The sequence below is a fragment of the Lactobacillus sp. genome, assembly GCF_051873315.1.
Classification (GTDB): domain Bacteria; phylum Bacillota; class Bacilli; order Lactobacillales; family Lactobacillaceae; genus Lactobacillus.
The window spans coordinates 16,865-39,707 of sequence record NZ_JBJEES010000061.1 but is presented as its reverse complement, the minus strand read 5'-3'; the positions used below and the strand labels follow the sequence as shown (position 1 = coordinate 39,707).

Genomic DNA, 22,843 nt, shown 5'->3' with positions numbered 1-22,843 from the left:
TATGAATCCTTAGGAAGACGCTTAAGCGTACCTTCGCCCTTGTCATCACGGTCACCATAGATGAAGCCATACCGCTTGGACATTTGACCAGTCCCGGCAGAAACGCAGTCAATGCAGCCCCAGGTCGTGTAGGCACGCAGGTCAACCCCATGTTCAACCGCCTTGTCCATCGCCTTGATGTGCTTTCTCAAGTAGTCAATCCGGTAATCGTCATGAACAGTACCATCTTCCAGCTTGTCAACGGCACCAAGACCATTTTCAACAACCATCATCGGGATGCCATAACGGTCATACATCTTTTCCAAGTACAGTTGCAGGCCGTCTGGGTCAGTTGACCAGCCCCATTCAGAGTATTCAAGATATGGGTTCTTAGCGCCAGCAGCGAAGTTACCCTTAGCCTTTTCGCCAACATCATGGGTGGTAACCATGTTTGACATGTAGTATGAGAAGGTGTACATGTCAACTTTACCTTCCTTCATGATTTCAAGGTCGCCATCTTCAATCTTCAAGTGAACATTGTGTTCATCCCATAAGCGCTTGGCAAAACTTGGGTATTCACCCTTAGCTTGCGCGTCAGCACAGTAAAGCTGGGCCAATTCTTCTTCGTAGCGGGCAGCTATAGCATCCTTTGGGTCAGGCGTGCCTGGGTAGTAGACAGAACCGGCGATCATGTTCCCGATCATGAAGTCTGGGTTGATCTTGTGGCCTGCAACAACTGCCTTGGCAGAAGCAACGAATTGGTGGTGCAGCTTTTGGTAAGCCTTTTGGTAATCTTCATCAGATGCGTTGCCATCGCCCACCATCTTCAAGAACATCAAGGATGAGTTGATTTCGTTGAAGGTCAGCCAGTACTTAACCAGGTCCTTGTATTCCTTGAACAAGGTCGTTGCGTACTTGACATAGAGGTCAATCATCTTGCGGTCTTGCCAGTCGTTGTACTTTTCACCTAAAGCCAATGGGTCTTCATAGTGGGAAATAGTAACTAATGGTTCAATCCCGTTCTTCTTCAGTTCTTCAAAGACTCTGCGGTAGAAGTCAAGGCCTTCCTGGTTTGGCTTGTCTTCTTCGCCAGTTGGGAAAATCCGCGTCCAGGCAATGGAGGTTCTGAATACCTTAAAGCCCATGTCGGCAAACATCTTGATGTCTTCCTTGTAGTGGTGGTAAAAATCAATCGCTACATGGTTCGGGTAGTATTCATTGTCAAAAATCTTACCCTTGGCGCCCTTTGGCAAGGAGCTGGCAAACATCCCGGCTACCTTGCCGTCCTTGCCATCCAGGGTATAAGTCAAGTAGCGCGGGCTTTCCAGAGAGCCGGCCGTGGTGATGTCAGTCACTGACAAGCCCTTGCCGCCTTCGTTGTATCCACCTTCAACCTGGTTGGCCGCTACCGCGCCGCCCCACAAAAAGTCTTTTCTGAAATGAGCCATTATTTTTTCCTCCTAAATTGTAAGTTCAGGTTTATTGCCGTCTAAATATTTTTCCTACAAGCAGTATGGTATCATAGGAGAAAGCGATTACGCCCCATTTCTTAAAGCACTTAGGGACGATTTATAAAGGAGAAAAACATGCCCATTGCTTACGAAGAAGTCGACAACCTCACCCGCCTCCCCTTCAAATTTTTTAAAAAATCAAGTTATGCGCCTAAATCACCCACCCACTGGCATACCGGGATCGAAATTGATTATCTGGTATCTGGGGAAGACTTCAAAGTTGTCATTGCCGGCCAGACCCACCATTACAATTCCGGTGATATCTGGGCTATTGACCGCTCACAGATTCATGCCGCGACGGGGCACAAAGACCGGTCTTATTATGTTATGGGGATGATTATTGACAATAACTTTTTAGAAAAAGAATATCCTTCCAGTAAGAATTGGCGGATCAAAATGGGCCATATCAGCCGCGATACTGCCAGCTACCGGCAATTGAGAAAAAATCTGATTGCCATCGCTGAACTCGTCGACCAACCGATCAGTGACAGCATCCGTTTTTTAATTTTGAGCGAATTTTTTCAAATGATAGCCCTGATCGACAGCGAATATACTGAAAAAACGGACATCACCACCCCGCCCAACCAATCATTGGCTGACACGGTGATCGCCTACATCGCCAACAACTCTTCCACCAATATCACGGCCCAAAGCATCGCTGAACATTTTAGGGTTTCGCAAGTGACTTTAAATAAAGAATTGAGCCAAGTGACAAAACTTCCTTTAGGCAAATACTTAAAGCAAGTCCGGCTCATGCATGCCAGATACCTCTTGCTGAGCACGAACTATTCCGTCGCCTACATTGCCAATTACTGCGGCTTTTCTTCGGCCAAAGTTTTGGAACGCAATTTTAAAGCCTGGAAAGAAATGACCCCCAGCCAATATCGCAAGGCCTTCAGCAAATATTTCAATGAATGAAAAAACGGGCAAGCCAAACTTGCCCGCTTTTTGTTTAACCTGCAGTATTGCTTAAATGAATCTCCCGGTCAAATAACTGCCGCATCTCTTCAGTCAAGTTGTGCGCGATAAAAATAATCGTTGCGTCCGTTTGCAGCAGATTCTGCAAAATTTCCAAGCCATTATGCGCATCAATGGCTGAAGTGCCTTCATCAATGAAAATCAGCTGGCTGTCATGGATTTGTGCTCTGGCCAAAACCACTTTTTGCCGCTGGCCGCCAGACAGGGCATGCTTGCCTTGATCGAGTTCCGTATCTACTCCTGCCGGGAATTTAGCCAGATCTTTTTCCAAATTCACCTGCTTAACAAAGTGCATTACCCGGTCATTCAGCTTGGAGTTGAACATTGTAATATTTTCCTTGATTGTACCCGGAAAGAGAACCGGATCTTGCGGAACATAGCCGATTTGAGACAGGTCTGGCTGTTTGATTTCCTGACCAGCTTCGTTTTTAAAACAAATCTTTCCAGTTGCCAATGGCAACTCCTGCAGGATCAGTTTAAAAAGCGTAGATTTTCCAGTCCCACTGTCCCCTGACAATAAGATTTTTTCTCCCCGCTTGATTTGAAAATCCGGATAAGTGATTTTTTCTTCATTGCTAAAAGCTACAGACAAGGCTTGAACTGACAATGACTGAAAGTGATCCAAACTTTCTATCTTTTCTGAGTGGTCAGTCTGGACTGCAAGCTGCTCTCTGAGCTTGGCGTTTAAAGTTTTGCTTGACTGCAAAACAGTATATTGGTTGACCACTACCCCCAGTTCAGTAAAAATCGTGCTGGCAAAGTTGCCAATGCTAAAGAAGACACCGAAATTCATCCGGCCAGTAATAATCAAGACACCTGACACCAGCAAAATTAAAGCTTGTGACAGCATGTTTGCGGCATTGTTGACGCCGCTGGCAAATTGCATCTGGCCAGACCGTCTGACATTGGCATCTTCAAGTTGCTTTCCTTGAGCTGTCGTCACTGCCAAAAGCTTCTGCTTGACATGATATCTCTGCAAAACGCTCAAACCGCTAAACCATTTTTCCAGCATATCGAGATAACGCTTGTTTTCATTAGAAATATCATCGGTAGCCTTTTGCAAAGCTGGAGATAAAAAACGTGGCATAAAAAACATCAAGACTGCAAGAAGCAGAATTACCAGCAATAAAAGCCAGCTGTAGGTAAAGACGATGATTGAGGAAAGGACTACATCCAATCCACAAGCGGCAATTTTCAGCCATGGAGCCAGAAAATTTTCCCCCAGCATATTTAAATCTTGGGTCAAACTGTTTTGAACGCTAGAAACTTTCGGTGCCTTGTTACCACTGTTGTAGATTTTTTCCACTTCAGCAGACCGAAGCTTGTGGAAATACTCTTGGGTCTGTTTATCATACAAATAATTGGCTCTATAAGACAGGCCGCTGCCGATAGCATCAACCACAAAATTGATCCCGATAATTGACACGAAAAGCAGCAGGTTTCCTTTGCGCAAGCTGTCCCCCAGCAGCGTCAGCAAGGCATTGTTGCCGGCAAGAAGCGCGCTGCCGCCAATAACTAAAAGAATAATCGCGATAAACCTAACTCGATTGCCCTTGATAAAATCTGAATAATACAAAACACTCACAACCTTTTTAAAGAATTCTCCCCCATGTTTTCATGTGTTAAGTATATATTAAAAAATAAAAAAGGTTAAGTACATTTTTTCATTTTTCCAACAAAAAACTACCCGGCAATAACCAGGTAGTTTCCACGGCGGAGAAAATTCCGCTTATTTTATTCGTATTCGATAGTTGCCGGCGGCTTGCTCGTCACGTCGTACAGTACGCGGTTAACCTGCTTGACTTCGTTGACGATCCGCACTGAGATCTTCTGCAGAACATCCCATGGAATCTGGGCAAAGTCAGCCGTCATCCCGTCAATTGACGTAACAGCCCGGATGCAGACGGCGTAGTCGTAAGTCCGGCCGTCGCCCATAACCCCGACGCTCCGCATCCCTGGCAGAGCAACAAAGTATTGCCAAATGCTTTCCTGCAGGCCAGCGTTCTTGACTTCTTCCCGCAAGATCGCGTCCGCGTCCCGGACGATCCGCAGCTTCTCTTCAGTGATCTCCCCGATCACCCGGATAGCCAGACCAGGACCTGGGAACGGCTGCCGCCATACCAAGTCGTGTGGCAGGCCCAGCTTTTCACCCAAGACCCGGACTTCGTCCTTGAACAATTGCCGCAGCGGTTCAATCAGCTTGAACTGCATGTCTTCCGGCAAGCCCCCGACATTGTGGTGGCTCTTGATCGTGTGGGCCGTGTCGGTCCCTGATTCAATAACGTCAGTATACAAGGTCCCTTGGGCCAGGAACTTGGCGTCCTTGATCTTCTTGGCTTCATCGTTGAAGACCTGCACGAATTCGTTGCCGATGATCTTCCGCTTCTTTTCAGGGTCGGTTACCCCGGCCAGCTTGGACATGAAGCGGTCCTTGGCATCAACTCTGACGATGTTCACGCCCAACCCTTCCTTGAGGGCGGCCATAACTTCATCGCTTTCGTTCTTTCTCAGCAGGCCGTGGTCGACAAAAATCGCCGTCAATTGGCTGCCAATTGCCTTGTGCAAAAGGGTAGCCGTAACGCTGGAGTCAACCCCGCCGGAGATCCCAAGGATCACGTTAGCGTCGCCGACTTCTTCTCTGATTGAGTCAACAGACAGCTTGATAAAGTCGTCCATGGTCCAGTTGTCCTTGGCCCCGCAAACGTCAAAGGCAAAGCGGCGCAAGATGTCCAGGCCGTATTCTGAGTTACGGACTTCTGCGTGGAACTGGATGGCGTAGAACTTCCGGGCTGGGTCAGCCATGGAAGCGATCGGGCAGTTCTTGCTTGAAGCCAGAACTTCAAAGCCTTCCGGCACCTTGGTTACCAAGTCCCCGTGGCTCATCCAGACAACCTGCTTTTCTGGCAGGCCCTTGTAAAGCGGGCTGTCAGCTTCCTTGACTTCAATGTGGGCTGAGCCGTATTCAGCTTCACCGGCCTTTTCCACCGTCCCGCCCAGCTTCTGGGTCATCAATTGCATCCCGTAGCAGATGCCCAAGATTGGAATCCCCAGTTCAAAAATTTCCGGATCAACATCCAGGGCGTTTTCATCATAAACTGAGTTCGGGCCACCGGAGAAGATGATCCCCTTAGGAGCGATCTTCTTCACTTCTTCTGCCGTAATCGTGTGCGGCAACAGTTCTGAGTAGATGCCAAAGTCACGGATCCGGCGGGTGATCAATTGGTTGTACTGGCTGCCGAAGTCCAGGACGATGATCTTGTCAAAATTGCTTAAGTCGATTTTTGCCATTAGAAGTCGATACCTCCGTAGTTAGGTGCGGCCTTGCTCATCATAACGTCGTGCGGGTGAGATTCACGCAGGCCGGCGTTTGAGATGCGGACGAATTGGGCGGTTTCAATCAGCTTGTCGATGTTTTCAGCCCCGCAGTAGCCCATACCGGACCGCAGGCCCCCAAGGATCTGGTAAACAACGTTGCTTACCGTACCCTTGTAGGAAACAACAGCTTCGATGCCTTCTGGCACCAGCTTGTTGGCTTCGTTGATCCCTCCTTGGAAGTAGCGGTCGCTTGAGCCGTGCTGCTGGGACATGGCGCCAACTGACCCCATACCCCGGTAGGACTTAACCAGACGGCCGTCAGCGCCTTGCTGCACGTCCCCTGGAGCTTCTTCAGTACCTGACAGCATGGAGCCCAGCATAACCGCGTTGCCGCCGGCTGCCAAAGCCTTAACCACGTCACCTGAGTACTTGATCCCGCCGTCAGCGATGATTGGCTTGCCAAATTCCCGGGCTACGTCAGCCGCGTCGTAAATAGCAGTCAATTGCGGCACGCCGACACCAGCAACCACTCTGGTGGTGCAGATTGAGCCAGGCCCGATACCAACCTTGACTACGTCAACACCAGCTTCAAACAAGGCCCGGGTACCTTCACCAGTTGCCACGTTACCGGCAATCAAAGTGTTGTGCGGGAAGTGGTCGCGGATTTCCTTGATCTTGCGCAAAACGCCGGCTGAGTGGCCGTGGGCCGTGTCGATAACGATCGCGTCAGCACCGGCTTCAAACAGGGCTTCTGCTCTTTCAAAAGTGTCGCTGGTTACGCCGACAGCAGCTGCTACCAAGAGCTTGCCATCCTTGTCAACGGCAGCGTGAGTGTCTTCGGCAGTTACCGGAGTGTTCTTGGCCAAACGAACTTCATCGGCTTGCGCTTGAATTGAAAGGTTCTTGTGGACTACCCCAAGGCCGCCCATCTTAGCCATGGCTGCCGCCATCTTGCCTTCGGTCACCGTGTCCATCCCAGCGGAGATCAAAGGAATGTTCAGCTTCAAGTTTGGTGCCAGCTGGGTTGACAAGTCGACTTCGTTCGGCAGAACGTGACTTTCAGCTGGAATCAAGAGCACGTCGTCAAAAGTAATACCTTCTTTAGCAAATTTGGTTTCCCACAAAGACATGATTTCATCCTTTCAAACAATCGTTGATACTTTTTAATTAATCAACTTTACACGTTTTTCGCCGCCAGGTCAACAAAAAGCGAATCATTCACTTATTTTTTTAATCTTTTAGGACTTTTTGAGCCAAATTAACAATTTTTCAGCGAATCTGATTGAATTAATTCGGTTTTTGCTGTAAGATTTAGCAATAACTTAACAAATGTTTCTACTTATATATCGCTGCGATACGGGCAGCAGTCTCTACCCGGAGCCGTAAACTCCGGACTATAGGTAAAGAAGGGCCGGCTATTGCCGGCGCGGCTTCTTTTGCCTAGTTTTGGTAAAAGGAGCCTTTTTCTTTTTTGTTTTGGAAGGAGTCACATGGAACTTTTAGAAGAACGCATTAAGAAGGATGGCGTCGTTTTACCAGGCGACGTCTTGAAGGTCAACTCATTCTTGAACCACCAGATCGATCCACAATTGATGATGACCCTGGGCCAGGAATTTGCCCGCCTCTTCAAGGACGCTGGCGTCACCCGGGTCCTCACCGCTGAAGCCAGCGGGATCGCTCCCGGCATCATGGCAGCCTACTGCTTGGGCGTGCCGATGGTCTTTGCCAGAAAGAAGAAGCCTTCAACCGTCACTGACGAAGTCTACACCGCGGAAGTCTTCTCCTACACCAAGCAAGTTACCAACACCATTTCCGTTGAAGCCAAGTTCCTTGACGCAAATGACCGCATCCTGGTTATCGATGACTTCCTGGCCAACGGCGAAGCAGCCAAGGGCTTGATCTCCCTGGCTGAACAAGCCGGCGCTGAAGTAGTCGGCGTGGGCGTTGTCGTGGAAAAGGCCTTCCAGGGCGGCCATGACTGGCTGGTCAACCACGGCTACCACCTGGAAGCTTTGGCCAGCATCAAGGAATTCGCCGACGGGCAAGTCATTTTCAACTAATTTTTGACAGTGGGAGTTATCAAATAAAAATGGATCAAACACAAGAACCTTCACAAGGCCGCTCTTTCGTCCTGGGCCTGCAGCACCTTTTGGCCATGTACTCCGGGGCTGTGGCTGTCCCGATCTTGATCGGCAATGCCCTGCACTTTAACTCAGAGCAATTGACCTACCTGGTCTCCATCGACATCTTCATGTGCGGCCTGGCTACCCTCTTGCAGCTGATGCGCAACCGCTACTTCGGGATCGGCCTGCCAGTCGTTTTAGGCTGCGCCATCCAGGCTGTTGCTCCTTTGGAAATGATCGGGCAGAAGTACTCCATCGGCACCATGTACGGGTCGATCATCGTGGCCGGGGTCTTCGTCTTCCTCATCGCCGGGGTCTTTTCAAAAATCAAAAAGCTCTTCCCGCCAGTTGTCACCGGGACCTTGATCACCACGATCGGTCTGACCTTGATTCCAGTCGGCATCCAGAACCTGGGCGGCGGGTCCGTCACTGCCAAGGACTTCGGTGACCCCAAGAACCTCCTGGTCGGCTTCGTCACTATCTTAGTGATCGTGGCCCTGCAAGCCTTCGCCAAGGGCTTCATCGCCTCAATTTCCGTCTTGATCGGCCTCATCGTTGGCACTCTCCTGGCTGCCTGCCTTGGTATGGTTTCCCTTACCCCAGTTTCCCAGGCAGCCTGGCTGCACTTCCCGCAATTCTTCTACTTTGGCTTGCCAAAGTTTGAATGGTCATCCAGCTTGACTATGATGATCATCGCCTTGGTCTCCATGGTTGAATCAACCGGGGTCTTCTTCGCCTTAGGCGACCTTTTGGGCAAAGACATCACGGAAGATGACCTCAAGCGGGGCTACCGGGCTGAAGGGTTGGCCCAAATCTTCGGCGGCCTCTTCAACACCTTCCCTTACACCACCTTCTCCCAAAACGTCGGCCTGCTGCAATTGTCCGGCATCCGGTCCAAGCGACCGATCTACTGGGCAGCCGGCCTCTTGATGGCCATGGGCCTTTTGCCAAAAGTCGGCGCCCTGGTCACCATCATGCCAACGGCCGTATTGGGCGGGGCCATGGTGGTCATGTTCTCCTCCATCGCCGTACAGGGGATCAAGATGCTGCTCAAGGTCGACTTCAGCGACAACCACAACCTTTTGATCGTGGCTATCTCCCTGGGTCTGGGCTTAGGCGTCTCCGTTTACCCAACCATCTTCCAGGCTCTGCCAAGCGAACTGCAGCTCTTCCTGGAAAACGGGATCGTCATCGCCTCAATCTCTTCCGTCCTTTTGAACTTGGTCTTCAAGGGCAAAAAGGGCCTGGACGAAAACTAACTTTTGCTGATAATCAGACTAAAAGCTTCTTCACCAAACAAGTGAAGAGGCTTTTTATCTTATCCTTAATCGCCTAAAAGCAGGACGCAGCGCAAGTCGTCTAAAGCAATGACATGTTCATCGATAACGACCTTGTCTTCCGTATAGCCCCGGACAAAACCAACTATTTCTTCTGGCCGCTTCCCGTTTTCATCTACTTCTTTTAGCTGAACAATCACCGCCTGCTGGCGGCTAAAAGCCAGGCCCAGCACCTTCCCACACTCTTCCCGGCTCATCTCTGCCCGTTCTGGAACAATCCGTTCCCGCGTCTCTTTATTGATCATGGCCGTGTGGTCGCTTAGGAAAAAGCCCGCCCACTTCTTCATCCCCCGGTCCTGATAATGAGCAAAAAAATCCGTCACCCGCTGGTCAAACTCCTTACTCATAGGCGTTGCCCCCATTGTGACCGCCGACCAGGCGGCTTCTGGCGATTGCCGTGGCCCCTGGCAAAAGGCTGGAGGCTCTGACGACACTGGCAAAGCCGTACTTCTTCCGTAATTTGTCGACTACCTGGTCCCGCTTCTGCTGCTTGATCTGCTCGGCTGGAGGCAGAAAAAAAGTCAGCTGCTGGCAGCCGGCCGGCGCTAAATTGCTGTAGGTCACCCCTAGCCGTCTGACGGCCTGCCCCCGCCACTTTTTTCTAAAAAGGGCCCAGAGCTTGGCCACCAAATCGCTGGAAATATCAGTCGGTGTGATCTTCTCTTGAATGCTGAAGCCAACTGGATCGGCTTCATAGTCAGCGTAACCGACATAGAGGCTGACCCGGCCCGCCAGCAGATGGTGAGCCCTAATTCTGGCCGCGACCTGGTCACCGATTTCTTGGATGACGATCTCGATTTCCCGCTGGTCCTCATAGTCCCGGTTCAAGATTTGGGAGTTTCCGTAGCTTTTGCTTTTGGGCCGGTACTTCTGCTTGATAATGCTCCGGTCCACCCCCCAGCTCATGGCAAAAAGCTGCTCGCCGATCAGCCCGAACTCCTTCTTCAAAACTGCCGGATCGCTGTGGGCCAGGTCGTACATATTGTTGATCCCCAGCCGGCGCAGGCGGTTGGCCGTCCGGACATTGATCCCCCAGACATCTTCCAGCTTGGGAATCTTCCAGATGGTATCGGGCACGTCGATATAATGCCAGCAGGCAATCATTGAAGTCCGGTGCTTGGCGGAAATATCCATGGCCAGTTTGGCCAAAAGCGGGTTCTCTCCAATCCCGCAAGTCGTGTACAGGCCCAGGCTGTCGTGAATGTCTTTTTGGATCTTGCGGGCCACCAAATAAGGATCATCCCCAAACAAGTGCCAGGACTCGGTCATGTCGATCATGCTTTCATCAATCGAATAGACATGGATGTCCTCATCCGCCGCGTACTTGCGGAAAATCTGCAAAACCTCCATGCTCCGCTTGATATAAAGATTCATATGCGGCTCAACCAGCATCAGGTCCGGTGCCTGGTCTTTAGGCGGCAGGTCTCTGGCCCGCATGACATTGCTCAGGCCATACTTTTTCTTGGCCAAAGGCGAGGCAGCCATGATTAGGCCGCTGCCCCAGTCAGTCCCCGGCTGCTGAGACACGACGGCTAAAGCGACTTCCATCGGGTTCAGCCCCAGGCGCAGAGCCTCGCAGGAGGCATAGAAAGATTTGTTGTCGATCATGAAAATAACCCGGTGGGGCTCATAGCGGTAATCGTACATCAAAATCCACTTCCTTACTTGAACGTTTGTTCTAATAGAATTATATCGAACCTTTGTTCTAAAAAGCAAGCGAACAGAAAATAAAACCAAAAATAAAAAGAGGCCTTAGCCTCTTTTCAAAAAATTCAGTTTAATAGTCGCCGTTCATGATCGTGTTCTTCACGATGACGTAGTCGACCCGCTTGATTGATTCCAGGTCCCGGCCGCCGGCATAAGAGATAGAAGACTGCAGGTCTTCCTTCATTTCTTCCAAGGTGTCAGCGATGCTGCCCCGGTAAGGGACCAGCATTTGCTTGCCTTCAACGTTGCGGTAGGCACCCTTTTGCACTTCACTGGCTGAACCCCAGTACTGCTTGTAGGTCTTGCCGTCGATCTTGATCACGTTGCCCGGGGATTCTTCATGCCCGGCCAGCATTGACCCGATCATGACCATGCTGGCCCCGAAGCGGACAGACTTGGCGATGTCGCCGTTGTGGCGGATCCCCCCGTCAGCGATCAAAGGCTTTCTGGCCACCTTGCTGCACATTCTGAGAGCAGCCAGCTGCCAGCCGCCAGTCCCGAAACCGGTCTTGAGCTTGGTGATGCAGGCCTTGCCCGGGCCAACCCCGACCTTGGTAGCGTCAGCGCCGGCATTTTCCAGTTCCCGGACGGCTTCTGGCGTTGCCACGTTGCCGGCCGTAAGGAAGGTGTCCGGCATTTTTTCCTTAATGTACTTGATCATGTCGATCACGTAGACTGAGTGCCCGTGGGCCACGTCGATCGTGGTGTATTCCGGGATTAAGTCCTTTTCCACCAGTTCGTCGATAAAGTCATATTCATCGTCTTTGATGCCGACGGAAATCGATGCAAAAAGTCCCTTCTCATGCATCATCTTGATGAAGTCGGCCCGCTTTTCGGGCTGGAAGCGGTGCATGACATAGTAATAGCCGTTTTGGGCCAGCCAGACCGCCAGGTCTTCGTCAATGACGCTTTCCATATTGGCGGGAACGACTGGGATCTTGAAAGTTCGGTTTCCAAACTTGACGCTCGTGTCACATTCCTTCCGGCTCTTCACGATGGCCTTGTTGGGCACCAGTTGGATATCATCATAGTCAAAAGCTTCCATGCTGAAATAATTGCTCATTTTTTGCCAGCTCCTTTTTTAAAGTACCTTTGATACTTTACTGACATTTGCCTTAAAAGTCAAGGCTTATTCGAACCATTCACGAACATTCTGAAAATATTATTCGGATTTTTGTTGACTAATTGCCAAGTTAATGCTAACCTTTCTAACGTAAGTTCTACGAGATATTTTTTTGAGGTGAAAAAATGACATCAATCGCAGTTGTCGGCAGCCAATGGGGCGACGAAGGCAAGGGTAAGATTACAGACTTTTTAGGGACGACGGCAGACCTGTCAGTTCGCGCCAACGGCGGCAACAACGCTGGCCACACGATCGACTTTGACGGCAAGGAATTCAAGATGCGCTTGATTCCATCCGGGATCTTCGCGGCTAAATTGGGCGCCGTGATCGGCAACGGGGTGGTTATCAACCCTGAAGTCCTCTTGGGCGAACTGGACAACTTGGAAAAGAGCGGGATCGACACCAGCAACTTGAAGATCTCCAACCGCGCTCACGTCATCATGCCTTACCACGTAATGCAAGACACTTATGAAGAAGAAGCCAAGGGCAGCCTGAAGGTCGGCACCACCAAGAACGGGATCGGGCCAACTTACATGGACAAGGCTTCCAGAATCGGCATCCGGGTTTGCGACTTGATCGATCCGGAAACTTTTGCTGAAAAGCTCCGCTTCAACCTGGAAAGCAAGAACGCCCTCTTCACCAAGGTTTACGGCAAGCCAGCCATGGACTTTGACGAAATCTACAACAAGTACGTTGAATACGGCAAGCGGATCGCCAAGTACGTTTGCGACACTTCCCTCTACGTCAACGACGCCCTGGACAAGGACGAAAAGGTCCTCTTTGAAGGTGCCCAAGGGATCATGTTGGACATCGACCAGGGTACCTACCCATTCGTAAGTTCTTCTAACTCAGTTTCCGGCGGGATCGCTTCCGGCAGCGGGATCGGGGCCAACCGGATCAAGACTGTCCTGGGCATCTGCAAGGCCTACACTACCAGAGTTGGTGCCGGCCCATTCCCAACTGAACTGCACGATGAAACCGGCGACAAGATCCGGGACATCGCCCACGAATACGGCACTGTTACTGGCCGTCCGCGCCGGGTTGGCTGGTTTGACTCAGTTGCCCTCCGTCACGCTAAGCGCGTAGCCGGCATCAACGCCTTGAGCTTGAACCTGTTAGACGTCTTCAGCGGCTTTGACAAGATTAAGATCTGCGTGGCCTACGACTTGAACGGCAAGCAAATCGACTACTACCCAGCCAACTTGAAGGAAGTTGAAGCTTGCCAGCCAGTTTACGAAGAACTGCCAGCCTGGGAAGAAGACATCACCGGCGCCAAGAGCTGGGAAGACCTGCCAGAAAAGGCTCAGGCCTTCGTCAAGCGGATCAGTGAAATCACTGGCGTACCAGTTGTGACTGTTTCTGTTGGTCCTGACCGGGAACAAACCATCGTTTTGCAAGACCCATGGACTTTGTAAAAAATTAATATCTACTAAGTGCCTCGTCTTTGACGGGGTTCTTTATTTTGGCAAAAAATGTTTTATCTTGTTTTACTTGAAGAAAGTGCTACCATAGAGGCGTAAATAATATTATTTGGAAGAGATGTTTTTATCATGAAAAGCAAAAATCTTTTTCAATCCGTAAAGGATGTACTAAATGGTAAAATCGCTCTAAGTATCTTTACCTTTTCTACTACCTTCATAGCTGGTTTTGCGGCAGCGACTGTTGCCTTAGGGCTCAAGGGCGGTTATCATAACAGCTCCATAGCCGAAGCTATTATCTGCGGACTTATCCTCTTGTTCTATGGTATCTATGGCACATACAAGCTCTACAAGTTAAACAAGGTAAAAGTCAAGTTGACTACTAATAAATTTAGAGAGAGATTGTGGAATATTTTAACTGGAAAGGGAAGTTTGAGAATTATTGCGTTTTCTGATTCTTTATTTGCTGGCTTTGCAGTTGGGGCTATCGCCTTTTGGAATAGAAGCACAAGCAATTATGATCCAACCATTGAATTGGCCATAATCGCCATTTTCTCTTTTGGCTTTTCAATTGAAGAATTCTACAAGCTCAACAAAAAATAACACACAAAACCCGTCTAGCTCTAAGCCAGACGGGTTTTCCACTTTAGTTATCCACACTGGGATGATTGCCTACTTTTTCCAAAATATCCTTTCCAAAAGAGCGCTTCCTTTCCGCAATGTAAGTGCTATACTATATTTGTTGGAAATGTAATTTTTCGGAGGTAAAAAGTGAAAAAACTAAGCAAATTAATCGCAATTGGACTAGCAACTGGCCTTTCTGCTACAACTCTTTTGCAAGCAACAATTCCAACCGTGGTAAATGCATCTACTACAACAAGCAGTGTGCAAGTTACTAGTTCAACTAACAATTCTTCATAGGGATCATCAGACAACAAATGGCAAAACATAACCACAAAATCAGGAGAAACAATGCAAATCTTGCCAGATGATCCTTCAAGAATGAGCGGCAAGGTAAGATACAACGGTGAGGAACACTCTTACAAAATTACCAATGCAGATGGGATCTACACCATCTAGATGGCGATGAAGTTTGCTCTATCGATATCAACAATAGCCAGGTACCGTCTTCTCAAAGTAGCAGTATTTTCAGCCCGTTTATCAACTTCAGCTACGCAAATGGCAAAGTTGCTTTTAGACATGCTGGAAGAAAATACTACTATCTAGATACTCAGAAATATAATAGCGAATCCGTAAGAAAAATAACTGAGAGTGGAAAGTTCATACTATCTACGTTGTTAACCCTAATTCCAGGAGTAGGGCCTTATGTCGAAGGAATCAATTTCTTACGTGAATTATATGTTATTAATTTTGGAAAGAGACCAAAAGAGAAGTGGTATACAGTAAAGATTTACTGTACCAAGGGTTATGAATACTATGCTTGGAAGACTTACACTTATAAGGATTCAGCTAGAAAACATTTGCAATCTGTAAAGTGGGTGTACAAGAAAGTACTATGAAAAAGCTGAAAGAAATTCTAGAAGGTAAAATTGCTACTAGCCTTTGTGCCTTCATTGCTAGTTTTGCAACCGGCATTACCACAACTGACATTATGTTGTGGAAAAAATATGGTTTTCTTGCTAAAGACATTTGGGAAGTAGCTCTTATTGGGATCGTTTTCTTTATTGACTCTATCTACTTCTTCTACAAGCTCAACAAAAAATAACACGCAAAAACCGTCTAGCTTAGAGCTAGACGGTTTTCCATTTTAATTTTCCACACTGAGGATGGTGACTTGGTAGTCTCCCATCGGCGCTTCAACCGTCACCACATCCCCAGCCTTGCGGTGCATGAGGGCGTGGCCCAAAGGACTGTCAAAGGGCAGCTTGCCATCGCCTACAGCCTCTTCCATCCGGCCCACGATCTTGTAGCTTTCCTCTTCCCCATCGTCTTCATAGCGGATGGTGACATTTTTTCCCAGGTTGACCTTGCCGTCATTGACCACCTCAATTACTTCCGCGTATTTCAGCTGCTTGTTCAAGTAGCGGACCCGGCTGTCCAGGTGGCGGAGTTCTCTTTTAGCGGTTGAATATTCAGTGTTTTCGGACAAGTCGCCCAGGGCCCGGGCCTCCTTTAGGTTCTGCACCCGGCGGGGCCGGTCAGCCTTCAAGGCCGCGATCTCGTCTTCAATCTGCTTGTAGCCCTCGGGGGTCATTTTCTGATAATATACCATGCTAGCCAGTCGCCTTTCACTTCTATTTTTAAATCATTATAGCCCGCCCAGGTCTTTTTGCCAAAAAAATTTATTTAGCAGTCAAAAAAGTTGAGTGCTAATTGCTCCATTTTTCCAAAAAGGGACTATAATATAGTTGTCGGGAAAGAAAGCGGATCCACCGCTTCTCTTCCTGCCTCTGTTTGTAAAAAGCAGTTTGAATAGAATAATTTGTTGAAGGGAAGTTTTAGATTATGACTAATGATTTAATGAACCGTTACAACGACTTGTTCGATCACATGGGCGGCTGGCTCGACAACTCCAAGGACTTCTTGGACAGCCACGCTTTCAGAAACATTTTGCAATCAGACGTTGCTGAAGATGAGCACGAATACACCGTCAAGGTCGACGTGCCGGGGATGAGCAAGGATGACATCCACCTCTCCTACACTGACGGGATTTTGACGATTTCCGGCCACCGCAGCACTTTCAAGGATGACAGCGACAAGAAGAAGAACCTCCTGCGCCAGGAACGCAGCGAAGGGTCAGTTTCCAGAAGCTTCAGCCTGCCGAACGTTGACAAGAAAGGCATCAGCGCCAAGCTTGACGGAGGCGTTTTGACGGTTACCCTGCCAAAGAGTGCTCCAGAAGAAAACGAAGACACGATTACTATCGAATAAGCCCAGAGCGCTTAGAGAAGCCCGCGAGGGCTTCTTTTTTTGCTAAAAATTTCAGTATAAAACTTGTGAAATTGTGAAAAGATGCCATTTAAGCATCAAAATTGACCGCTTAGGCAAATTTGGTTTCTTCTCAATTAATCGCATTATAATAACAATTGTGATCAGAAGATCATCCAAATTCAATTTGTGACCGGGAGGGTTTAACTATGGAAAAGTTACTAAAAATAATGTCCGAAAACGAATTAAAACAAGTCAAGGGCGGTAAGAAAAAGCAACCAAGTTGGGTAAAGTGGTCCAACGGAATCAGTGGACTAATTGGTGAACTAGCAGAGCCAGGTTCAATTAACTGGAAGCACCACCACTAATAATAATATGATCAAATTTAAGAGACCTGAATCCAACAATTATACAGAGTTCTATCAAACCAATTCTGAATACAATCTTCATTTAACAGGTTTAATAATGACTAAAAATCAGGAGCACAACATTCTAGAGGCACTAAGATCAATAGACAATTACTGTGACTCTATTGTAGTTGTAGACACAGGATCTACTGATAATACTATTCAGGTCGTTAAAGAAAATTTCTCTAAAGCTCATCTTTATCAAGTTCCTTGGCGAGAAAACTATGCTTATATGAGAAACGAATGCTTAAAGTTCATTCCAGCAGGCTGGACTTTTATCATTGATTCTGACGAAGTGTTCGATAATTCACTCTGTACTAGTCATGAATTAAAAGATTTTCTATACTATCTAGATCAAACTAGTTCAGCACCTGTTTGTACTATAAAAATAAAATCATACAATGGCAATTCCTTTGTGAGGAAAAAGGTTCTATTCAAAAAGGATGACTTTATAAGGTATCATGGTTGCGTACATGAAGAGCTAATAACCATAAAAGGTAAATTAGATATCGTTGACTCCAATCTTTGCATAGTAAACAAGGGAAACAGCCCTCAAGAAATCGTAAGATTTAATAAGGCTGAAAGATACTCAAAACTACTATTGCATCAGATAGACCAAGAACCCAATAATCCACGTTGGGTTGCAATGATCTCTCAAGACTACATTGAGCTTGGATTTATATCTAAAAAATATTATATAAAGCATCTTAAAAAGTTTATATTTAGTAACGAAGCAGATAACTTTTCAGATAGCAACATTCAAGGCAGCAAATGGCTAAAATATCTTTTGGCAAGATACGCTCTTTTACTGATGTCAGATGGGAAACTTAACGAATCTATAGAATGCTCAAAGGCGGCTATGAAGAAATTTCCCTATGATGCGAACTTTTTAGCAATATTTATCTCTGCAAGCAATATATTAAATGAAACCAGAAACAGGTCTACCTTAAAATTCGTCAACAAGTGTCTAAGACAATATGAATCAAATCTTGACAAGGTAGAGGAAGAATCTCAGGGAACCGAAGATTCAGTAATACCTGCTTTAATAAAATTACTAATTAACATTGGCGAGTATTCTAGCGCCAAAAATCTTGTTGAAAATATTGATAATCCAGAGTATAAAGAGTTATTAGATAGTGAAATAGATTTTCTATTGTAAATAGGAGAACACGGTTATGGAATATGTAATTCTGTTAGTAGTTGGCTTGCTACTTATTGTAGGTGGTGCTTTTGCTTTTAAACAAACTAAGAAGTATCTTGAGTTAAAAACAAATAGTAGCAATTATTCTAATGATCAATGGTGGGGATTTGCTCTATGGAGTGGATATATTGGAGCAGGCATCTTGTCACTAGTTGGCGCTATTTTAATTATTGTTTCTGTAATTTCAATGCTATAAATTGATCATTAATAGTATTATTTAGGTAACTACCTAGGTAACGCTATTTTTTATTAGAGTGAGGAATCTTTTTATGAAAAAATTAGATAAAACAGAGCTTCGAAAAATTAAGGGCGGTACTACACAATCTCAGCTTTCTGCTTATATTACTACCAACTTTATTAACATACGGGGCTTTAATACTGATAAGAAAAGCCACCAATTATACAAGAGTTTAGTTAAAGCTTTTAGAAAGCAATGAGTAAATATCAATGAACAATACATTTGAATTATTTAGCATACTTGCCAATATTATACTAAGTTTGATTGTAGATTTATCTATTTTTACCAAAATATCTATGGTCAAGTTTACGTCATCCCAGAAAATTCTTGTCACTGCTTTTTATATTTTTTGCTTTATAGCCTCCGTATTAATCCCGTCTAATGTAGTCGTCAATATTTCGATTACAATTGTAGAAATTCTTTTCTTCACACTACTTGGTTTAAGAAACACAAAAGATAAATTTCTAATTCTAGGTGCTGCGCTTTTCCTAGGAATTTTTGACTCCATTACTATCATCCTTTCTAACTTAATTCTTTTTCTCTTTCCCATTTTGGACTCTAGTAATTTAGATTTTTTTACTAATATTGCGATTATTATTATTAGTTACCTACTACTCCTTAAAATTATTCCCAAAATCATTACTAACCTAACTAGCACCAATAAAAAAGTTTTTATTGGTGTTTTGGCGTATATATATATTAGTTCGATGGTTCTTAACGCGTATGTTTTAAGCGATACCAAACCAACCGAGGTCATCATTGTATCTTTAGCTTTATTGTTTTTGCAATCGATTTTTATTTTGATCATGTATATTTCTTTAGTCGAAATACAAAAGAAGTTGCTTTCCCATACTCAACAAAAAGAACTGCTCCAGGAAAAGCAGGAACTAGAAGAATACTCATCTTATCTAGATCAAAACGAGGATGATCTTCGCAGGTTTAAGCATGATTATCAAAACATTCTTAATAGCTTAAAAATTGACGCTCAAGAAGGCAATGTCAAAGGCGTTATTGACAAATTAAGTGAATATACAAATAGTCATTTTAACGAAGAAGCGTTACGAAAGTACAAAGACTTAAATCATATTCATATAAAAGAACTTAAAAGTATAGTATTTAGCAAACTGACACAAATGTACAATTTAGGAATTTTATATAGCTTTGGATGTGAATCCGAAATTTATGAAATTCCCCAAAATATCGATTTACTTGATTTGGTGAGAGTGATTGGTATTACTTTTGACAACGCAATTGAGGCAGAAACGGGTTATTTTAACTCCAATTTCCTTCAGAAACAAGACTTACGAATTGAAGCCATGTATTATCAAGATCATGACGACTTTGAGTTTATGATCAGAAATCGAATTCCTAATTCTGATATTACTTTGAGTCAGTTAACTGAAAAAGGATACACGACTAAAAAGCAACATCCTGGCCTCGGATTAGCAAACGTTAAGCAATTTTCTCAAAAATACGACAATGTCATAATTGACTATCATATCAAGGATACTTGGTTTATTTTCAATCTAACCATCCTGCCAATAGATGAGGTAATAGACTAGCTATGAAGTATCAAGTATTTATTTGTGATGACAATCAAGATACAATTGGTCAGCTTAAGCACATGCTATTAATCGCTGCTTTTCGATTATCTGATAACGATTCGGTAACTTTTAACGTATTTGGGCAAGCGACAACATACAAAAGTGCTATCAATATTTTACAGAAGACAATACCTACCGGTGGAATCTATTTCCTAGATGTTGAGCTTGGTAAAAATATTGGTAAAGATAACGGATTTGACTTAGCAGAATACATTAAGCAAAACGATCCAAAAGCTCAGATTATTTTCGTTACAAGTCATGCCGACCTTTCTATCATCACTTATCAAAGACGATTGGGGCCTATCGATTATATAGTAAAAAGCTCTAATGTAGCAGAGTTAACTACGCGTATTTCAGACACCTTAAAATCAGCCATTAATTATTTTGAAAACTCAAGCTCAGAATCTGCAAACTTCTTTACTTATAAAGCTGGATATGAAGTAAAGAAAATTGCTGCAGATAATATTTACTATATTTCAACTACTGGCAACTCCCATAAATTAGAACTTGTTCATACCAACGGAATTAGTCAGTTTATCGGTAGTATCAGCAAAATTGCGGAAACGGCACCTTATCTCTTGCAAATCAGTCAATCATGCTTAATTAATCCTAAAAAAGCTGAAATTGATTATCAGTCGCACAAAATCACCTTCCCTAACGGTGATATTCAATACTATTCACGAAAAAACAGTCATATGCTTAGAAAATATTTTTCAAAATGATCAGCCTATTTAATTCTATTAAGTATCACAAATCGTATATATCTCAATTGGAAGAAACTGATTGTGGAATAGCTTGTTTAGCAATGGTTTTAAAAAGCTACCATTCAGATGTAACTTTAGCCCATTTACGACATCTAGCCAAAACAAATATTGAAGGTACCACTGCACTTGGTTTGGTAAAAGCAGCAGAACAGCTATATTTAGATGTTACTGCTGTTAAAGCAGATTTATCATTATTCCATTCTAGAAATACCACATATCCACTAATTGTGCACGTAATTAAAGATAACGAGCTCCTTCATTACTATACTGTTTTAAAAGATTTGGGCTCAAAATTATTAATTGCTGATCCAGACCCAAATATCGGAATTATTGAAATTACTAAAACAAAATTTAGTCAGGAATGGACTGGAGTTGCCCTTCTTTTTAAACCGCAATCTACTTTTAAAGAAGTGCACGAAAAAAGCACTACCATTTGGTCTCTTCTTCCATCATTATATAAAAAAGAAAGTAGTTTAATTTTTAAGTTGATCACCGTATCTCTACTGGTGACCATAATTGATATTATCAACTCTTTTTTTTACAAGAACTGATTGATACTCTTATTCCAAGAGGAAATTCCAATTTAATTACTATCTTTTCTTGTAGTTTGTTAACAGCTTATATAGCCAGTTCTATTTTTTCTTTTGAGCAAAATCTTCTATTAATTCGGCTAGAGCAAAAATTATCTAACAAGCTAAATTTCAAATACCTAGAGCACCTTTTCCAATTACCAATAAACTTTTTTACTACTCGAAAGACCGGTGAAATCACTTCACGTTTTTCTGACACTGGACATATCGTTGAAGCTTTAGCTAATTTGACCGTCTCCTTCCTTCTCGACTTAACCATCATCATTACTGTCAGCTTTATCCTATTCTTTCAGAATAGACATCTTTTCATTTTGGCTATTCTTTCAATCCCACTATTTTTGATAGCCATTATCTGCTTTAGTAAAAGATTTGATCGACTCAATAATGAACAAATGGAGAGCAATTCGGAAGTTTCATCTGCAATTATTGAAAGTATCGAGGGGATGGAGACAATCAAAGCCTTTAATGGAGAGCAACAATATTTGAAAAATCTCAGCGATAAATACCTTCATTATCTTCAAAAGAATTTTGAATATGGAAAAATGGCTGCTTATCAAAATACCATAAAAACTTTTATCGAAACTTCTTTAACTCTGCTAATTTTATGGTTTGGCTCAAGAGACATCATCGGTCATTCAATGTCAATCGGTCAGCTAATAGCTTTCAACTCTCTACTAATTTATTTTTTCGAGTCTATCAAAAACATTATAGGTCTTCAGCCTACAATCCAATCAGCTCAAGTAGCCCAAAAGAGGTTAAATGAAGTTTATGCTGTAAAACCAGAAAATTTTACTCCAACAACAATTACTGCCCGCGATCAAATTGATGGAACTATTCAGCTCCAAGACGTTTTCTATCACTACAATTTTAATAAGGATACCTTGAGAAATATCAACTTCCAAATTGAAAAGGGCGAAAAAATTACAATTGTTGGAATGAGTGGCTCAGGTAAATCTACATTGGCTAAGCTGCTCGTTGGCTTTGATTATCCAAGCAAGGGCAAATTGACATTTAATCATTACCCTATCAGGAAAATTGAACATCACTTACTCCGCAATTATATTAACTATACTCCTCAAAACTCTAACATTTTTTCGGGAACAATTAGAGACAACCTTCTACTCGGTTCACCTAATTCAATCTCAGAGCAACAATTAATAGATGCTTGTAAAGTTGCTGAAATCTTTCAAGATATTGATAACCTGCCTCTTAAGTTTGATACTCAACTTGACGAACAAGGAAAAATGCTATCCGGTGGGCAGAAGCAACGCATTGCAATTGCGCGTGCGCTTTTATCATCAGCTACTGTTTTAATTTTTGATGAAATCACGAGTGGCCTTGATACCATTACTGAATCTAAAATTGTTAGAAATCTACTCCAAATTCCAGATAAAACAATTATCTTTATTGCACACCATCTTTCTACCGCACAACAATCAGATCGAATCATAGTACTACACCAGGGCGAAATCGTAGAGCAAGGTAAGCCTAACGACTTACTTGACCAACACGGTTACTACTACAACCTAATTAAAAATTCATAGAAATGAACGCACTCCAAGTCTTGAAGTGCTTTTTTACTATTTAGCAATCATTGAAAATACGCAATATTTCCCGTAAGATTGAAGAAGATTGACTAAGAAATAGAAAGGAAAATAT

21 protein-coding genes, 1 pseudogene and 1 riboswitch are annotated in these 22,843 nt (G+C 44.5%); of the genes and pseudogenes, 13 read left to right on the top strand and 9 right to left on the bottom strand.

Annotation, left to right across the window (positions count from 1 at the left end; genetic code table 11):
• The coding region (locus tag ACI32D_RS03645; protein WP_439775288.1) for a glycoside hydrolase family 1 protein at nucleotides 1-1,427 on the bottom strand (1,427 nt) is incomplete at its 3' end.
• Nucleotides 1,428-1,565: 138 nt separating this feature from the next.
• Between ACI32D_RS03645 and ACI32D_RS03640 the strand changes: the two genes are divergently transcribed.
• Complete coding sequence (locus ACI32D_RS03640; RefSeq protein WP_439775287.1) at nucleotides 1,566-2,408, top strand: AraC family transcriptional regulator; 843 nt, start codon at nucleotides 1,566-1,568, stop codon at nucleotides 2,406-2,408.
• A gap of 34 nt (nucleotides 2,409-2,442) precedes the next feature.
• Here the strand turns inward: ACI32D_RS03640 and ACI32D_RS03635 are convergent, their stop codons facing one another.
• The 3 genes from ACI32D_RS03635 to guaB all read right to left on the bottom strand — a co-directional run bounded on the left by ACI32D_RS03635 (nucleotide 2,443) and on the right by guaB (nucleotide 6,913).
• Nucleotides 2,443-4,053 carry an ATP-binding cassette domain-containing protein gene (locus tag ACI32D_RS03635; protein WP_439775286.1) on the bottom strand — a complete coding sequence of 537 codons (1,611 nt, stop codon included), beginning with the start codon at nucleotides 4,051-4,053 and terminating at the stop codon, nucleotides 2,443-2,445.
• Between the two features lie 149 nt (nucleotides 4,054-4,202).
• Nucleotides 4,203-5,756: a glutamine-hydrolyzing GMP synthase gene (guaA, locus tag ACI32D_RS03630; protein ID WP_416724746.1), complete on the bottom strand. Its 1,554-nt coding sequence runs from the start codon at nucleotides 5,754-5,756 to the stop codon at nucleotides 4,203-4,205.
• Nucleotides 5,756-6,913 carry an IMP dehydrogenase gene (gene guaB, locus ACI32D_RS03625; RefSeq protein WP_439775285.1) on the bottom strand — a complete coding sequence of 386 codons (1,158 nt, stop codon included), beginning with the start codon at nucleotides 6,911-6,913 and terminating at the stop codon, nucleotides 5,756-5,758. The genes guaA and guaB overlap by 1 nt, the downstream gene beginning before the upstream one ends.
• Before the next feature lie 189 nt (nucleotides 6,914-7,102).
• Nucleotides 7,103-7,200: riboswitch (purine riboswitch) on the top strand.
• Between the two features lie 73 nt (nucleotides 7,201-7,273).
• Here guaB and ACI32D_RS03620 point away from each other — a divergent pair.
• On the top strand, nucleotides 7,274-7,843 hold the full coding sequence (locus ACI32D_RS03620) for a xanthine phosphoribosyltransferase (protein WP_439775284.1): 570 nt from the start codon (nucleotides 7,274-7,276) through the stop codon (nucleotides 7,841-7,843).
• A gap of 29 nt (nucleotides 7,844-7,872) precedes the next feature.
• Nucleotides 7,873-9,165 carry a nucleobase:cation symporter-2 family protein gene (locus tag ACI32D_RS03615; RefSeq protein WP_439775283.1) on the top strand — a complete coding sequence of 431 codons (1,293 nt, stop codon included), beginning with the start codon at nucleotides 7,873-7,875 and terminating at the stop codon, nucleotides 9,163-9,165.
• A gap of 65 nt (nucleotides 9,166-9,230) precedes the next feature.
• Here the strand turns inward: ACI32D_RS03615 and ACI32D_RS03610 are convergent, their stop codons facing one another.
• The 3 genes from ACI32D_RS03610 to ACI32D_RS03600 form a co-directional block, all read right to left on the bottom strand.
• Entirely contained in the window at nucleotides 9,231-9,590 is a 360-nt protein-coding gene (locus tag ACI32D_RS03610; protein ID WP_439775282.1) for a hypothetical protein, read from the bottom strand.
• Nucleotides 9,583-10,890, bottom strand: a complete 1,308-nt coding sequence (locus ACI32D_RS03605; RefSeq protein WP_439775281.1) for a Y-family DNA polymerase — start codon at nucleotides 10,888-10,890, stop codon at nucleotides 9,583-9,585. The genes ACI32D_RS03610 and ACI32D_RS03605 overlap by 8 nt, the downstream gene beginning before the upstream one ends.
• A 130-nt stretch (nucleotides 10,891-11,020) precedes the next feature.
• Nucleotides 11,021-12,013 (bottom strand): GMP reductase, encoded by a 993-nt coding sequence (locus ACI32D_RS03600; protein ID WP_439775280.1) that lies wholly within the window; start codon nucleotides 12,011-12,013, stop codon nucleotides 11,021-11,023.
• A 185-nt stretch (nucleotides 12,014-12,198) separates the two neighbouring features.
• On the opposite strand from ACI32D_RS03600, the gene ACI32D_RS03595 reads away from it, so the two are divergent.
• A complete protein-coding gene (locus ACI32D_RS03595; protein WP_439775279.1) occupies nucleotides 12,199-13,488 on the top strand; it encodes an adenylosuccinate synthase in 1,290 nt (429 codons plus the stop codon).
• Between the two features lie 135 nt (nucleotides 13,489-13,623).
• On the top strand, nucleotides 13,624-14,094 hold the full coding sequence (locus ACI32D_RS03590; protein ID WP_439775278.1) for a hypothetical protein: 471 nt from the start codon (nucleotides 13,624-13,626) through the stop codon (nucleotides 14,092-14,094).
• A 473-nt stretch (nucleotides 14,095-14,567) separates the two neighbouring features.
• Here ACI32D_RS03590 and ACI32D_RS03585 read toward each other — a convergent pair whose 3' ends face one another.
• Entirely contained in the window at nucleotides 14,568-14,693 is a 126-nt protein-coding gene (locus tag ACI32D_RS03585; protein ID WP_439775277.1) for a hypothetical protein, read from the bottom strand.
• A 314-nt stretch (nucleotides 14,694-15,007) separates the two neighbouring features.
• Between ACI32D_RS03585 and ACI32D_RS03580 the strand changes: the two genes are divergently transcribed.
• Complete coding sequence (locus ACI32D_RS03580; RefSeq protein WP_439775276.1) at nucleotides 15,008-15,217, top strand: hypothetical protein; 210 nt, start codon at nucleotides 15,008-15,010, stop codon at nucleotides 15,215-15,217.
• Between the two features lie 42 nt (nucleotides 15,218-15,259).
• Here the strand turns inward: ACI32D_RS03580 and greA are convergent, their stop codons facing one another.
• Nucleotides 15,260-15,724 carry a transcription elongation factor GreA gene (gene greA / locus ACI32D_RS03575; protein ID WP_439775275.1) on the bottom strand — a complete coding sequence of 155 codons (465 nt, stop codon included), beginning with the start codon at nucleotides 15,722-15,724 and terminating at the stop codon, nucleotides 15,260-15,262.
• 233 nt (nucleotides 15,725-15,957) lie between these two features.
• Between greA and ACI32D_RS03570 the strand changes: the two genes are divergently transcribed.
• From ACI32D_RS03570 to ACI32D_RS03540, 7 genes and pseudogenes are all read left to right on the top strand, one after another.
• Entirely contained in the window at nucleotides 15,958-16,383 is a 426-nt protein-coding gene (locus ACI32D_RS03570) for an Hsp20/alpha crystallin family protein (RefSeq protein WP_439775274.1), read from the top strand.
• A gap of 206 nt (nucleotides 16,384-16,589) precedes the next feature.
• On the top strand, nucleotides 16,590-16,748 hold the full coding sequence (locus ACI32D_RS03565) for a bacteriocin (protein ID WP_439775273.1): 159 nt from the start codon (nucleotides 16,590-16,592) through the stop codon (nucleotides 16,746-16,748).
• A 7-nt stretch (nucleotides 16,749-16,755) separates the two neighbouring features.
• Entirely contained in the window at nucleotides 16,756-17,946 is a 1,191-nt protein-coding gene (locus tag ACI32D_RS03560) for a glycosyltransferase (RefSeq protein ID WP_439775272.1), read from the top strand.
• Between the two features lie 16 nt (nucleotides 17,947-17,962).
• Entirely contained in the window at nucleotides 17,963-18,184 is a 222-nt protein-coding gene (locus ACI32D_RS03555) for a hypothetical protein (protein ID WP_439775271.1), read from the top strand.
• Nucleotides 18,185-18,435: 251 nt separating this feature from the next.
• Nucleotides 18,436-19,788 carry a GHKL domain-containing protein gene (locus ACI32D_RS03550; protein ID WP_439775270.1) on the top strand — a complete coding sequence of 451 codons (1,353 nt, stop codon included), beginning with the start codon at nucleotides 18,436-18,438 and terminating at the stop codon, nucleotides 19,786-19,788.
• A 2-nt stretch (nucleotides 19,789-19,790) separates the two neighbouring features.
• Entirely contained in the window at nucleotides 19,791-20,552 is a 762-nt protein-coding gene (locus ACI32D_RS03545; protein WP_439775269.1) for a LytR/AlgR family response regulator transcription factor, read from the top strand.
• A pseudogene (locus tag ACI32D_RS03540) lies at nucleotides 20,549-22,728 on the top strand (peptide cleavage/export ABC transporter). Before ACI32D_RS03545 ends, ACI32D_RS03540 begins: the two are co-directional and overlap by 4 nt.
• Nucleotides 22,729-22,843: the final 115 nt, after the last annotated feature.

What these genes read in the sequence shown, in the direction of transcription:
- ACI32D_RS03600 (WP_439775280.1), bottom strand. Translation starts at nt 12,013, where the DNA reads ATGAGCAATTATTTCAGCATGGAAGCTTTTGACTATGATGATATCCAA.
- ACI32D_RS03560 (WP_439775272.1), top strand. Translation starts at nt 16,756, where the DNA reads ATGATCAAATTTAAGAGACCTGAATCCAACAATTATACAGAGTTCTAT.
- ACI32D_RS03610 (WP_439775282.1), bottom strand. Translation starts at nt 9,590, where the DNA reads ATGAGTAAGGAGTTTGACCAGCGGGTGACGGATTTTTTTGCTCATTAT.
- ACI32D_RS03605 (WP_439775281.1), bottom strand. Translation starts at nt 10,890, where the DNA reads ATGTACGATTACCGCTATGAGCCCCACCGGGTTATTTTCATGATCGAC.
- ACI32D_RS03595 (WP_439775279.1), top strand. Translation starts at nt 12,199, where the DNA reads ATGACATCAATCGCAGTTGTCGGCAGCCAATGGGGCGACGAAGGCAAG.
- ACI32D_RS03555 (WP_439775271.1), top strand. Translation starts at nt 17,963, where the DNA reads ATGGAATATGTAATTCTGTTAGTAGTTGGCTTGCTACTTATTGTAGGT.
- ACI32D_RS03640 (WP_439775287.1), top strand. Translation starts at nt 1,566, where the DNA reads ATGCCCATTGCTTACGAAGAAGTCGACAACCTCACCCGCCTCCCCTTC.
- ACI32D_RS03620 (WP_439775284.1), top strand. Translation starts at nt 7,274, where the DNA reads ATGGAACTTTTAGAAGAACGCATTAAGAAGGATGGCGTCGTTTTACCA.
- ACI32D_RS03570 (WP_439775274.1), top strand. Translation starts at nt 15,958, where the DNA reads ATGACTAATGATTTAATGAACCGTTACAACGACTTGTTCGATCACATG.
- ACI32D_RS03550 (WP_439775270.1), top strand. Translation starts at nt 18,436, where the DNA reads ATGAACAATACATTTGAATTATTTAGCATACTTGCCAATATTATACTA.
- ACI32D_RS03545 (WP_439775269.1), top strand. Translation starts at nt 19,791, where the DNA reads ATGAAGTATCAAGTATTTATTTGTGATGACAATCAAGATACAATTGGT.
- ACI32D_RS03565 (WP_439775273.1), top strand. Translation starts at nt 16,590, where the DNA reads ATGGAAAAGTTACTAAAAATAATGTCCGAAAACGAATTAAAACAAGTC.
- ACI32D_RS03590 (WP_439775278.1), top strand. Translation starts at nt 13,624, where the DNA reads ATGAAAAGCAAAAATCTTTTTCAATCCGTAAAGGATGTACTAAATGGT.
- greA (WP_439775275.1), bottom strand. Translation starts at nt 15,724, where the DNA reads ATGGTATATTATCAGAAAATGACCCCCGAGGGCTACAAGCAGATTGAA.
- ACI32D_RS03585 (WP_439775277.1), bottom strand. Translation starts at nt 14,693, where the DNA reads ATGTCTAAAAGCAACTTTGCCATTTGCGTAGCTGAAGTTGATAAACGG.
- ACI32D_RS03615 (WP_439775283.1), top strand. Translation starts at nt 7,873, where the DNA reads ATGGATCAAACACAAGAACCTTCACAAGGCCGCTCTTTCGTCCTGGGC.
- guaB (WP_439775285.1), bottom strand. Translation starts at nt 6,913, where the DNA reads ATGTCTTTGTGGGAAACCAAATTTGCTAAAGAAGGTATTACTTTTGAC.
- guaA (WP_416724746.1), bottom strand. Translation starts at nt 5,756, where the DNA reads ATGGCAAAAATCGACTTAAGCAATTTTGACAAGATCATCGTCCTGGAC.
- ACI32D_RS03580 (WP_439775276.1), top strand. Translation starts at nt 15,008, where the DNA reads ATGAAAAAGCTGAAAGAAATTCTAGAAGGTAAAATTGCTACTAGCCTT.